General features: G+C 70.3%; 9 protein-coding genes. 7 read left to right on the top strand and 2 right to left on the bottom strand.

The window, feature by feature from the left end:
- The first annotated feature begins 3 nt into the window (after positions 1–3).
- On the top strand, positions 4–885 hold the full coding sequence (locus OG828_RS43445; protein ID WP_328441955.1) for an ABC transporter ATP-binding protein: 882 nt from the start codon (positions 4–6) through the stop codon (positions 883–885).
- Positions 886–900: 15 nt separating this feature from the next.
- Here OG828_RS43445 and OG828_RS43440 read toward each other — a convergent pair whose 3' ends face one another.
- A complete protein-coding gene (locus OG828_RS43440; protein ID WP_328441954.1) occupies positions 901–1848 on the bottom strand; it encodes a methionyl-tRNA formyltransferase in 948 nt (315 codons plus the stop codon).
- 85 nt (positions 1849–1933) lie between these two features.
- Here OG828_RS43440 and OG828_RS43435 point away from each other — a divergent pair, with 85 nt between their 5' ends.
- The 4 genes from OG828_RS43435 to OG828_RS43420 are packed head-to-tail and all read left to right on the top strand — an operon-like array spanning position 1934 to position 7917.
- The gene (locus tag OG828_RS43435; RefSeq protein WP_328504273.1) at positions 1934–3301 is read left to right on the top strand and encodes a lysine N(6)-hydroxylase/L-ornithine N(5)-oxygenase family protein; all 1368 of its coding nucleotides are present in this window, start codon (positions 1934–1936) and stop codon (positions 3299–3301) included.
- A gap of 52 nt (positions 3302–3353) precedes the next feature.
- Positions 3354–5048: an ABC transporter ATP-binding protein gene (locus tag OG828_RS43430; protein WP_328504272.1), complete on the top strand. Its 1695-nt coding sequence runs from the start codon at positions 3354–3356 to the stop codon at positions 5046–5048.
- Positions 5045–6856 (top strand): ABC transporter ATP-binding protein, encoded by a 1812-nt coding sequence (locus OG828_RS43425; protein WP_328504271.1) that lies wholly within the window; start codon positions 5045–5047, stop codon positions 6854–6856. Before OG828_RS43430 ends, OG828_RS43425 begins: the two co-directional genes overlap by 4 nt.
- Entirely contained in the window at positions 6856–7917 is a 1062-nt protein-coding gene (locus OG828_RS43420; protein ID WP_328504270.1) for an iron-siderophore ABC transporter substrate-binding protein, read from the top strand. Before OG828_RS43425 ends, OG828_RS43420 begins: the two co-directional genes overlap by 1 nt.
- 54 nt (positions 7918–7971) lie before the next feature.
- Here OG828_RS43420 and OG828_RS43415 read toward each other — a convergent pair whose 3' ends face one another.
- Positions 7972–8904, bottom strand: a complete 933-nt coding sequence (locus tag OG828_RS43415) for a hypothetical protein (RefSeq protein ID WP_328369786.1) — start codon at positions 8902–8904, stop codon at positions 7972–7974.
- A gap of 152 nt (positions 8905–9056) precedes the next feature.
- Between OG828_RS43415 and OG828_RS43410 the strand changes: the two genes are divergently transcribed.
- Positions 9057–11288: a heavy metal translocating P-type ATPase gene (locus tag OG828_RS43410; protein ID WP_328504269.1), complete on the top strand. Its 2232-nt coding sequence runs from the start codon at positions 9057–9059 to the stop codon at positions 11286–11288.
- 104 nt (positions 11289–11392) lie between these two features.
- Complete coding sequence (locus tag OG828_RS43405; RefSeq protein WP_328504268.1) at positions 11393–12460, top strand: glycerophosphodiester phosphodiesterase family protein; 1068 nt, start codon at positions 11393–11395, stop codon at positions 12458–12460.
- Positions 12461–12593 lie beyond the last annotated feature (133 nt).

Here is a 12593-nt window from a genome sequence, read left to right as displayed (position 1 = left end):
CCCATGTCGACCGACCGTATGAAGACCGATGCCGGGCCGGCCGACTCGCTGCCCCCCGCCGACCCGGACCTGCGGGCGAGCGGTCTGCGTCTGGCGTACGACAACCGCCTGGTCGTGGACGGCATCGACCTGGCCGTGCCGCCCGGCCGGATCACCGCCGTCGTCGGCGCCAACGCCTGCGGCAAGTCGACGCTGCTGCGCGCCCTGGCCCGGCTGCTGGCGCCCCGTGAAGGCGCGGTCCATCTGGACGGCAGGGCGCTGCACTCCATACCGACAAGAGAGTTGGCGCAGCGTCTGGGCATCCTGCCGCAGAGCCCGGTGGCGCCGGAGGGGCTGACGGTCATCGACCTGGTGAACCGGGGCCGTTCACCGCACCAGACCTGGTGGCGGCAGTGGTCGAAGGCGGACGAGCAGGCCGTGCAGCAGGCGCTGACGGCGACCGGTATGACGGACCTGGCGGACCGTCCCGTCGACGAGTTGTCCGGCGGACAGCGCCAACGGGCCTGGATCGCGATGGCCGTGGCGCAGGGCACCCCCGTCCTCCTCCTCGACGAGCCCACGACCTATCTGGACCTGGCCCACCAGATCGATGTCCTGGACCTGATCACGGACCTCAACCGGCGTGAGAACCGCACCGTCGTGATGGTCCTGCACGACCTCAACCAGGCCTGCCGCTACGCCGATCACGTGGTCGCCATGAAGAACGGCCGGATCGCCGCCGAGGGCACTCCGGCCGAGGTCATCACGGCTCGGACGGTGGCGGACGTGTTCGACCTGGACTGCCGCATCACCCTGGACCCGGTCAGCGGCACGCCGATGGTGATCCCGATGGGACGTCATCACCAGGGCGCGCCGCTGCAGCCGATGGCACAGGCGGCGGACTGAGAACGCGGACGCCCGTCAGGGCCGAGCGGTCAGATACCCGCCCATCGTGCGGAAGTACTCCGACGCCGCGAACTCCGTCCCGTCCTCCGTCCGCACCCGCTTGACCAGGAGTCCGTGCAGCCGCCCGGTCCGCGCCTCCGCACCCGCCACCACGACGACGCCGTCTCCCTCGCGGATGAAGATGCGCCCGGGCGTGCCGCCGTAGCAGCCCTGGGAGACCTCCGCCTCGATGATGCGGATGCGTTCGCCGCGGTGGTGGGTGAAGGCGTTGGGGTACGGGTCGGACTGGGCGCGCACCAGCCGGTCCAGGGCCTCCGCGGGCCAGGTCCAGTCGATGCGGCTGTCTTCCATCGAGCGCTTGTGGAAGAAGGTGGCCCTGCCGCGGTCCTGTGGAATCCAGCGGGCCCGGCCGGAGGCGATCAGGTCCAGCGACTCGTGGACCACGGGGGTGATCAGGTCGACGGTGCGGTGGAAGAGGTCGGTGACCGTGTCGCGCGGGCCCACCGGGATCGCCCGCTGCAACAGGACGTCGCCCGCGTCGAGTTCGGCGTTCATGCGGTGTGCGGTGACGCCGACCTCGCGTTCGCCGTTGATGAGCGCCCAGATCAGCGGGGAGAAGCCCGCGTAGGCCGGCAGCAGCGAGTCGTGGACGTTGAGCGTGCCGTGCGTGGGGAGGTCGAAGATCTCCGGCGGGAGCACCGTGCGCCAGTTGTTGGCGACGATCAGATCGGGCTCCATGTCCCGCAGGGCGGCGCGGAGTTCGAGGTCGTCGGGGCGGTTGCGCAGCAGTACCGGGATGTCGTTCTTCTCGGCGAGTTCGGCCACCGAATCGTCCCAGATCTTCTCGTACACGTGGTCGCTCTTGGGGTGGGTGACGGCCATGACCACCTCGTGATCGGACTCCAGCAGAGCCTGGAGCGTGCGGTGCCCCCAGGTCTGATAGCCGAACATGACGACCCGCATAGTCGATCCTCTCGTAGGACACACCATTGCAAGGTAAGGCTAACCTTATTTAACATCGGTGGCGCCTAGGGGAAGGGAAGTTGCGGTGAACGCACTGCACGACGAACCTGCCGCCGTCCACGACGTGCTCGGAATAGGTTTCGGGCCGTCAAATCTCGCACTGGCCATAGCAATCGAGGAACACAACGTCCGAGCCGCTCCACAGGACCGGATCCGCGCCGGATTCCTGGAACGCCAGACGGGCTTCGGCTGGCACCGCGGAATGCTCATCGACGACGCGACCATGCAGGTGTCCTTCCTGAAGGACCTGGTCACCATGCGCAATCCCACGAGCGACTTCAGCTTCCTGTGCTTCCTGCGCGAGCGCGGCAGACTGGTCGACTTCCTCAACGCGAAGACTCTGTTCCCGCTGCGGATCGAGTTCCACGAGTACTTCGAGTGGGCGGCCGCCCGGGTCGCGGACCAGGTCACGTACGACGCCGAAGTCCTCTCCGTGGAACCGGTCACCGCCGAGGGCGGCGAGGTCCGCTTCTTCGACGTGGTCAGCCGCGTACCCGGCGATCCACAGCGCACAGTGGTCCGCCGCACCCGCAACATCTCGGTGGCCGTGGGCCTGGAACCCCATGTGCCGCCCGACATAGCCCTCTCGGACCGCATCTGGCACAACAGCGAACTGATCCCGCGCACCCGCGAGTTGACCGGCCGGAGCGAATCGGTGCACCGCATTCTGGTCCTCGGCGCGGGACAGAGCGGCGCCGAAGCGGTCGACTACCTGCACCGCTCCTTCCCCGACTCGGAGATCTGCGCGGTCTTCGCCAAGTACGGCTACACACCCGCCGACGACAGCCCGTTCGCGAACCGCATCTTCGACCCGGAGGCCGTGGACGTGTACTTCCAGGCGCGGCCCGAGGTGAAGCAGTCCCTGTACGACTACCACCGCAGCACCAACTACTCAGTGGTCGACATGGACTTGATCGAGTCCCTTTACGCCACCATGTACCGCGAGAAGGTCCAGGGCCGCGAGCGCCTCCAGCTGCGGAACGTGTCCCGCATCCGGGACGTGCGGCAGTTGCCCGACCGCCTGGAGGTCACCGTCGAGTACCTCCCCACCGGCGAACGGGAGGTCATCGCCTGCGACATCCTGGTCCATGCGACCGGGTACCGCCCGCGGGAGCTGGACCCCCTGCTGGGCCGGACCGCGAAGCTCTGCCTGCGGGACGACAACGACGCCGTACGTGTCGGACGCGACCACCGCGTGGAGGCCGCACCCGAGGTCACCGCCGGTATCTACCTCCAAGGTGCGACGGAGCACACCCACGGCCTCACCTCAACGCTGCTGTCCACGACCGCTGTTCGCTCCGGCGAGATCCTCGACTCCCTGCTCACTCACCGGCGCGGCGACGCCGACGACCCAGTTGGGCAAGATTCGTCAAGTCAGAGTAGCCTCACCTAAGTTTTCAGCCTGTCGAGCGATTCAACGGTCGTCCGATCCCGGAGGGGTGCGGGTGGGTCCTTCAAATCCGTCGGGACGTGACGTCCTGAGACGGTCGATCAAGGGGCAGCGGCGTGATGTCGCGCTCGGCTCGCTCCTCGGCTCGGGACACCAGGCGGGCGAGGTGCTGGTGCCGGTCCTCATCGGCGTCGTCATCGACCGCGCCGTCACGGATTCCGACACCGGCGCCCTGCTGCGGTGGCTCGCCGTCCTCGCCGTGGTCTACACGGGACTAGCGCTCAGCTACCGCTACGGCGCCTGGTCCGGCGACCGGGCCGCCGCGCAGGCCGAACACGACCTGCGCATCACCCTCGTACGACGCGTTCTTCATCCACGCGGCGGGGTGGAGGAGGGCCGGCTGCCCGGCGCGCTCGCCAATGTCGCCACCGAGGACGCCAAGCGGGTCGGCGCCGTCAACATGGCGCTGATGGCGGGGATTTCGGCCCTGGCCGGCATCCTCGCCTGCGCCGTCGTCCTGCTGCGGGCGTCGGTGACGCTCGGCCTGGTCGTCCTGCTCGGCACGCCGGTGCTGCTGTGGCTCGGCCACCTGCTCAGCAAGCCGCTGGAGTCCCGCAGCGAGGCCGAGCAGGAACGGGCCGCGCACGCCTCGGCCGTCGCCGCCGATCTGGTGGCCGGTCTGAGGATCCTCAAGGGCATCGGGGGCGAGTCGACCGCGATATCCCGCTACCGCACCACCAGCCGCGACTCCCTCCAGGCCACCTTGAAAGCGGCCCGCGCGCAGGCCTTCCAGAGCGGCATGGTGCTGACCCTGACGGGCTGTCTGATCGCCGCCGTCGCCCTGGTCGGCGGCCGGCTCGCGGCCAACGGATCCATCAGTCTGGGCCAGTTGGTGTCGGCGGTCGGGCTCGCGCTGTTCCTGCTCGGCCCGTTGGAGGTGCTCGCGTGGGTCAACGCCGAGCTCGCGCAGGGCCGCGCCTCCGCCTCCCGGATCGCCGAGGTGCTCGCCGCCCCGCACACCGTCGACGCCGGCGAGGGAACCCTCCCCCAGCCGGTGCGCGGTGCGCTCCGGCTCAGCGGCGTCAGCCTCGGCGGGCTGCGCGACGTCGACCTGGAGGTCGCGCCCGGCGAGTTGCTCGGCGTGGTCACGACCGACCCCGCCCAGGCCACGGACCTGATGCGCGCCCTGGCCCGGCAGACCGACCCGGACTCGGGCACGGTCGAGCTGGACGGCGTATCCCTGCGGGACCTGGACCCGGCTCAGTTGCGTACGGCGATGCTGGTCGCCGAGCACGACGCCGACCTCTTCGAGGGCACCGTCCACGACAACGTCACGGCGTCCGCCCCGGACGGCGCCGATCCGGAGCCGGCGATGGCGGCGGCCGGGGTCGCGCAGGTCGCCCAGTCCCTGCCGGACGGCGCGGATACCGCGGTCAGCGAACGCGGCCGGTCACTGTCCGGCGGGCAGCGCCAACGGGTCGCCCTGGCCCGCGCCTTGGCCGCCGACCGGCCCGTCCTGGTCCTCCACGATCCGACCACCGCGGTGGACGCGGTCACCGAGGCGGGCATCGCCACCGGAATCCGGGAGATCCGCAAGGGCCGTACGACGATCCTGGTGACCACCAGCCCCGGGCTCCTGTCCGTCACCGACCGGGTCGTGCTGCTGGAGAACGGCCGGGTCTCCGACACGGCTCCGCACGCCGACCTGATACGCCGTCATGAGTCGTACCGAGCGGCGGTGCTGGCATGAGCGACCCGTCCCTCACCCGCGAACTGCTGCCCACGGCAACGCCGGTCCGCACGCGCGCCGCGGTCCGTGAACTCGTCCGGCCGCACCGCCGCCTGACGCTCACCGCTTTCGCCGTGATGATCGCGGCGACCGGGGTCGGGCTGATCGTCCAGCCGCTGCTGGGCCGCATCGTGGACGTGGTCGCCGAGCACCGCCCGGCCGACGACCTCACCCTCCCCGTCGTCCTGCTGGTGCTGGTCGCCGTCGTGCAGGGCGGGGCCACCGCGCTCGGTCTGTCGCTGGTCTCCCGGCTCGGCGAGACGGTACTGGCGCAGTTGCGCGAGCGCTTCGTCGAGCGGGCCCTGCGACTGCCCCTGGAACAGGTGGAGAAGGCAGGCTCCGGGGACCTCAACGCCCGGGTCACCCGGGACGTCTCGGTGGTCGGCGAGGCGGTGCGCAACGCGCTGCCCGAACTGGCCCGCTCCCTGCTGGCCATCGTGCTGACCCTGGCCGCGATGGCGGCACTGGACTGGCGGTTCCTGCTGGCGGCCCTGCTCGCCGTGCCCATCCAGGCCGGGACCGCACGCTGGTACGTACGGCATGCCGTCCCCCTCTACGCCGAGCAGCGCATCGCCATGGGGTCCCAGCAACAGCAGCTCCTGGACACCATCGCGGGCGCCGGAACCGTACGGGCCTTCCGGATGGAGGAGCAGCACACCGCGCACGTGACCAAGCGCTCCTCGGCCGCGGTGGCGCTGACCATGCGCGGGGTGCGGCTGGTGCTCGACTTCTACAACCGGCTGCACATCGCCGAGTACACCGGCCTCGCCGCCGTCCTCGTCACCGGCTTCCTGCTGGTGCGCGCCGACTCCGTCTCCATCGGCACCGCCACGGCCGCCGCGCTCTACTTCCACAGCCTGTTCACCCCGATCAACTCGGCCCTCGTCCTGCTGGACGACGCCCAGTCGGCGACGGCGGCGCTCGCCCGGCTGGTCGGAGTCGCGGACGGGCCGGCGGCCGAGGCATCCGTCGGAACACCGAGTCCGTACGACCGTCCCGAGTCCGGCGCGGTGACGGTGACGGGTGTCCATCACGCGTACGAGCCCGGCCGTCCCGTCCTGCACGACATACACCTCACCCTCGCGGCCGGCGAACGCGTCGCCCTCGTCGGCGCGAGCGGCGCGGGCAAGACGACGCTGGCCAAGCTGATCGCGGGCGTGCACCAACCGACCGCCGGTTCCGTACAGCTGAACGCTCCAACCGACGGCCTGCCCGTGGCCCTGGTGACCCAGGAGACGCATGTCTTCGCCGGGCCGCTCGCCGACGATCTGCGTCTGGCGCGCGCCGACGCCACGGACCAGGACCTGCGCGCGGCACTCGCGGAGGTGGACGCGCTGGACTGGGCCGAGGCACTGCCGGAGGGTCTGGGCACAGTCGTCGGCGAGGGGGGACACCGCCTCACCGCCGCCCAGGTGCAGCAACTGGCCCTGGCCCGGCTGGTCCTGGCCGATCCGCCGGTGGCCGTGCTCGACGAGGCCACGGCCGAGGCGGGCAGCACCGGCGCCCGCCTGCTGGAGAAGGCGGCGGACCGGGCGATCGAGCACCGCACCGCGCTCGTCGTCGCCCACCGCCTCACCCAGGCCGCCGACGCGGACCGGATCGTCGTCATGGACGGCGGCCGGATCGTGCAGAGCGGAACCCACGACGAACTGTGCGCCACCGCCGGCCCGTACGCCTCCCTGTGGCAGGCGTGGTCCGGCACCCGCACACCCGTCGACGAGCCCCCCACGCCCCGTCCCAGCACCGACACAACCAAGAAGGACCACTGATGCTCGGCTCTCTCAGAGGCACCCGGCTCGCCGCGGCACTCGCCTCCGCGCTGCTCCTCTTCGCCACCGCCACGGCCTGCGGATCCGACGACGGCTCCGACACGGCGGGCTCGGAAGCCACCGAGTCCTCGAGCACCGCTTTCCCGGTGACCCTCCCGCACAAGTACGGCAGTACGACCATCAAGTCCGAGCCGAAGCGGATCGTCACGGTCGGCCTCACCGACCAGGACGCGGTGCTCGCGCTGGGCAAGGTGCCCGTGGGCACGACCGAATGGCTCGGCGGCTACAAGGGCGCGATCGGCCCCTGGGCCACGGACAAGCTGGGCAGCGCGGCGGCCCCGACGGTCCTCAAGGACACCGGCACCGGCCCGCAGACGGAGAAGATCGCCGCGCTCAGGCCGGACCTGATCCTCGCCGTCTACGGCGGGCTGACCAAGGAGCAGTACGACACCCTGTCGAAGTTCGCCCCGGTGGTCGCCCAGCCCAAGGAGTACAACGACTTCGGCGTGCCGTGGCAGAACCAGACGGAGATCATCGGCAAGGCGCTCGGCCAGGAGGCCAAGGCAAAGGAACTGGTCACGGGCGTCGAGGCCGACTTCAAGAAGGCGACCGACGACAACCCTCAGTTCACGAAGTCCAGCGCCGTGATGGCGACGCCGTACGAGGGCACCTTCGTCTTCGGCAGCCAGGACCCGCGCTCGCGTCTGCTCACGGACCTCGGCTTCACCCTGCCCAAGGACCTGGACAAGGTCATCGGTGACGAGTTCGGTGCCAACATCAGCAAGGAGCGCACCGACCTGCTGGACACCGACGCGGTCGTCTGGATCGTCTCCGACACCGCCAAGGACAAGGCCGCGCTGCGCAAGAACTCCCTGTACGCCGATCTGACGGTGGCGAAGGAGGACCGCGAGGTCTTCGTCAAGGAGAGCAGCGACTACGGCAACTCGGTCTCCTTCGTGTCGGTGCTGAGCCTGCCCTACACGCTCGAGCGTCTGGTGCCGCAGCTGGCCGCGGCGGTCGACGGCGAGACCTCGACGAAGGTGACCGAGCCGACGTCCTGACGCTCGGCCCGGATGTGCGCGGAGGCCGGTCGCAGCAGCCGACCGGCCTCCGTCTCAGTGCCCGTGCCCTTCTGCTTCTTCGTGCGCGGGCTCTTCCGCCGTCGCCTGTCCGGCGTGGACCGTGAAGGCCGCGGTGTGGACGGTGCCCGCGTGCTTGAAGTCGAGGAACAGCCGGTAGGTGCCGCTGCTCGGTGCCGTGGCCGCAAAGGAGATGTCGGGGCCCGGCTTCGTCGCGGTGGTGGGGTGCACATGGAGGTAGGCGAGGTCGCCGGAGCGCAGGGCGACCAGATGGCCGTAGGCACCCAGGTAGGGCTGGAGGTCGGTGACCGGCCTGCCGTTGCGGGACACCGTCAGCTTCAGCTCGCTCTCGGCGCCCGGGCGCAGGCCGCCGGACAACTTGACCTCGTAGCCGTGGATCCTCGCGACGTTGCTGGGCGCGGGCAGTTGCTTCGGCTCATAGGGGCCCGCTGCCGCCAGGTCCGCGCCGAGGGTGAGGTTCTTCGCGCCCTTCTTCGCCGGGGTGAAGTCGGCGAAGACGCGGTAGCCGCCCGCGCGGGGCAGTTCGACGGGGATGCTCCAGGTGCCGTCGGCGGCGCGGGTGGGGTGCAGATGGCGGTAGGTGATCAGGTCGCGTGAGGCGACGATGAGGTGCAGTTCCTTGTCGTGTTCGCGCCGGTAGGCGGTGACGGCGTCGCCGCCGACGTCCCGGATCGTGAAGCGCAGCTCGCTCCGCTCCCCCGCGGTGACGCGCGGAGTCCTCAGGTCGAGGGTGTAGCCGCCCTCGGAGATCTGCAGTCCGCCGGCCGGTGTCGCTTCATGCCCACCATGGTCGTCCCCTCCCTCCGTCGCCGCTTCGGTGTGCGTGTCGTGCCGGGCGGGCGGGCGGTCTTCCACGACCGGGGCAACGCCCTGGCCCACGCCGTAGGCGGTGCCGAAGGTGGCGGCCAGGGCGGCGGCGAACGCGGTGAGCTTCAGTGCGGTGCGCATGGTGTTCTCCGATCTCCGGATTTCTCTGCGACCGACCATACCCCCAGGGGGTATGAAGTCAAGCCTTCGACCCGCTTGCTCTCGATACCCCTGAGGGGTATACATGACGACGAAAGAAGGATACCCCGTCCCCGTATGAGTCCCAGGAGCGGATGATGGCCAGTAACCAGGTCGAACTCGTCATCGGCGGCATGACCTGCGCCTCGTGCGCGGCACGCGTCGAGAAGAAGCTCAACGGCATGGACGGGGTCACGGCCACTGTCAACTACGCCACCGAGAAGGCCAGGGTCAACTACACCGGTGAGGTCTCGGTCCCGGATCTGATAGCCACGGTCGAGGCGACGGGGTACTCCGCGCAGGAGCCCGCGCGGGCCGACCCCGAGCCCGAGCAGGTCGACCATGAGCTCCGATCCCTCCGGCAGAGGCTGCTCACCTCGGTCGCCCTCGCCCTGCCCGTGATCGCGATGGCCATGATCCCCGCCCTGCAGTTCGAGAACTGGCAGTGGCTTTCCCTGACGCTGGCGGCGCCCGTCGTGACGTACGCCGGATGGCCCTTCCATCAGGCGGCGCTGACCAATGCCCGCCATGGTGCGGCCACCATGGACACGCTGATCTCGGTCGGTACGTCGGCGGCGTTCCTGTGGTCGCTGTGGGCGCTGTTCTTCGGGACCGCGGGCACGCCGGGGATGACGCATCCCTTCGAGCTGACGATCGCCCGCGGCGACGGCGCCGGGAACATCTACCTGGAGGCCGCGGCCGGCGTCACCATGTTCATCCTGGCCGGGCGCTACTTCGAAGCCCGCTCCAAGCGCAAGGCGGGAGCCGCGCTCAAGGCGCTGCTGGAGCTGGGCGCCAAGGACGTCACCGTGCTGCGTCCGGACAGCCGCGAACAGACCGTCCCCGTCGCCGAGTTGAAGGTCGGTGACCGCTTCCTGGTGCGCCCCGGAGAGAAGATCGCCACTGACGGGACGGTCGTCGAGGGCTCCTCCGCCGTCGACACCTCCATGCTCACCGGCGAGTCCGTGCCGGTGGAGGTGTCCGCGGGTGATCCGGTCACCGGTGCCACGGTCAACGCGGGCGGTCGGCTTGTCGTCGAGGCCGTGCGGGTCGGCGCGGACACTCAACTCGCCCGGATGGCCAAGCTGGTGGAGGACGCGCAGAACGGGAAGGCCGCCGCGCAGCGGCTCGCGGACCGGATCTCCGCCGTGTTCGTGCCGATCGTGATCGCGCTCGCCCTCGGCACCCTCGGCTTCTGGCTCGGCAACGGCGCCGGACTGACGGCCGCGTTCACCGCCGCCGTCGCGGTCCTGATCATCGCCTGCCCGTGCGCCCTGGGCCTCGCCACCCCGACCGCGCTGCTGGTCGGTACGGGGCGGGGCGCCCAGCTCGGCATCCTGATCAAGGGTCCTGAGGTGCTCGAGTCCACGCGCAAGGTCGACACCGTCGTCCTCGACAAGACGGGCACGGTCACCACGGGCCGGATGACGCTGCTCGCCGTGCACACGGCCGAGGGAGCCGACGAGTCCGAAGTCCTCCGGCTGGCGGGGGCGTTGGAGCACGCCTCCGAGCACCCGATCGCCCGAGCCGTCGCCGACGGGGCGCTGGAGAAGCTGGGCACGCTGGCCACGCCCGAGGACTTCGCGAACGTACCCGGCCTGGGTGTGCAGGGTGTCGTCGACGGTCACGCCGTCCTCGTCGGACGTGAACGGCTGCTCGCTGACTGGGCGTTGGAGCTGCCCGAGGGGCTGAAGCGGGCCAAGTCCGAGGCCGAGGCGGCCGGGCGCACCGCGATCGCCGTCGCCTGGGACGGGGAGGCACGGGCGGTCCTCGAAGTCGCCGACGCGGTCAAGGAGACCAGCCCGGAGGCGATCGAGCGGCTGCGCGCCCTCGGCCTGACCCCGATCCTGCTGACCGGCGACAACCGGACCGTGGCCGAGTCGGTCGCACGCCAGGTCGGCATCGCTCCCGAGCACGTCTACGCCGAGGTACTGCCGCAGGACAAGGCCGCCGTCGTCAAGCGCCTTCAGGGCGAGGGCCGTTCGGTCGCCATGGTCGGTGACGGCGTCAACGACGCGGCCGCGCTCGCGCAGGCCAACCTGGGGCTGGCCATGGGCACCGGAACCGACGCGGCGATCGAGGCGAGCGACCTGACGCTCGTACGAGGCGATCTGCGAGCCGCGGCCGACGCCGTCCGGCTGGCCCGACGGACCCTCGGCACCATCCGGTCCAACCTGTTCTGGGCCTTCGCCTACAACCTGGCCGCCCTGCCGCTCGCCGCGGCCGGACTGCTCAACCCGATGATCGCCGGCGGGACGATGGCGTTGTCCTCGGTGTTCGTCGTCGCCAACTCCCTGCGCCTGCGGGCCTTCCGGTCCCTCGGATGACGCCCAGCGTTCACAGCCCCCTCACACTCAGGTCGTCGTAGGCTCCCCAGGGCCGCACTAGCGTCTTCGGGTCGCCCCCCGAACCGAACAAGAGTGAGGTTTCGATGTCCTCAAGGCATGTCCTCGCCGGCCTGGCGCTGGTGCCGGCGCTCGCTTTCCCGGCGGCCGCTCACGCGACGACGGCGCACACCTCCGGGGGGCCGCACCACAAGCCCTCCTTCGACCTCCAGGCCCACCGCGGCGGCATCGGTATGACGACCGAGTCGTCCCTGGAGGGCTTCGGCAAGGCCCTGCGCCTGGGGGTGTCCACGCTGGAGCTGGACACCCAGATCACCAAGGACAAGAAGGTCGTCGTCACCCACGACCGGCAGGTCAGCGCCCAGAAGTGCAAGGACACCGCGCCGCTCACGCCGGGCGACCCGATGTACCCGTACGTCGGCAAGTACATCAAGGACCTGACGCTGGCCCAGATCAAGACCATGGACTGCGGCTACCAGCAGCTGCCCGGCTTCCCCGAGCAGGAGCAGATCAAGGGCCTCAAGATGGTCGAGCTCCGGGACGTCCTGAACCTGGTCAAGCGCTACAAGGCCCGGCAGGTCACCCTGAACGTCGAGACGAAGGTCGAGGCGGGCGCCCCCGAACAGACCGCGCCGCGCGAGCTGTTCGTGCGCCGGGTCCACGAGGAGATCCACCGCTCCGGCATCGAGCGCCAGGTCACCATCCAGTCCTTCGACTGGGGCGCCCTGAAGGCGATGCACAAGCTCGCGCCGAGGTGGCCGCTGGTGGCCCTGACCAACTACGACTTCCTCCAGGTCGGCAAACCCGGAGCCTCCCCCTGGCTCGGCGGGATCGACGCCGACGACTACGACGGCGACTTCGTGAAGGCCGCCGACAGCATCGCCGGAGTCACCACCCTCTCCCCCAACTACGGCTTCCCGCAGAGCGGCAAGGTCGGCGACCCGGGCTTCCGCTTCTACGCCGACCAGGCCATGGTCGACGCGGCGCACGCCCGGGGCCTCAAGGTCGTCCCGTGGACCTGCGACGACCCGGCGACCGTGGAAGCGCTGATGGACTTCGGGATCGACGGCATCATCACCAACTACCCCGACAAGGTGCGGGAGATCATGGCCGAGCGCGGCATGCGGCTGCCCAAGGCGTACGGGGCCCGCTGACCGTCACGGTGCCGATCCCGGCCGCGAACTCCGACACCGAAGGAACTGCACATACCGGACACCCGTCGACCCACCTCCGTCGATCGAACGAGCGTGCCGTTACCATCTGAGCGCTACCTAGCTCGAAAGAGAT

It is taken from the genome of Streptomyces sp. NBC_00457 (assembly GCF_036014015.1).
GTDB lineage: Bacteria > Actinomycetota > Actinomycetes > Streptomycetales > Streptomycetaceae > Streptomyces.
The sequence above is the reverse complement of the archived record's forward strand: the minus strand, read 5'-3'. Positions and strand labels throughout refer to the sequence as shown.

Coding starts and splice junctions, on each gene's coding strand:
- OG828_RS43445 (WP_328441955.1), top strand. CDS start 4: ATGTCGACCGACCGTATGAAGACCGATGCCGGGCCGGCCGACTCGCTG.
- OG828_RS43440 (WP_328441954.1), bottom strand. CDS start 1,848: ATGCGGGTCGTCATGTTCGGCTATCAGACCTGGGGGCACCGCACGCTC.
- OG828_RS43425 (WP_328504271.1), top strand. CDS start 5,045: ATGAGCGACCCGTCCCTCACCCGCGAACTGCTGCCCACGGCAACGCCG.
- OG828_RS43420 (WP_328504270.1), top strand. CDS start 6,856: ATGCTCGGCTCTCTCAGAGGCACCCGGCTCGCCGCGGCACTCGCCTCC.
- OG828_RS43415 (WP_328369786.1), bottom strand. CDS start 8,904: ATGCGCACCGCACTGAAGCTCACCGCGTTCGCCGCCGCCCTGGCCGCC.
- OG828_RS43410 (WP_328504269.1), top strand. CDS start 9,057: ATGATGGCCAGTAACCAGGTCGAACTCGTCATCGGCGGCATGACCTGC.
- OG828_RS43405 (WP_328504268.1), top strand. CDS start 11,393: ATGTCCTCAAGGCATGTCCTCGCCGGCCTGGCGCTGGTGCCGGCGCTC.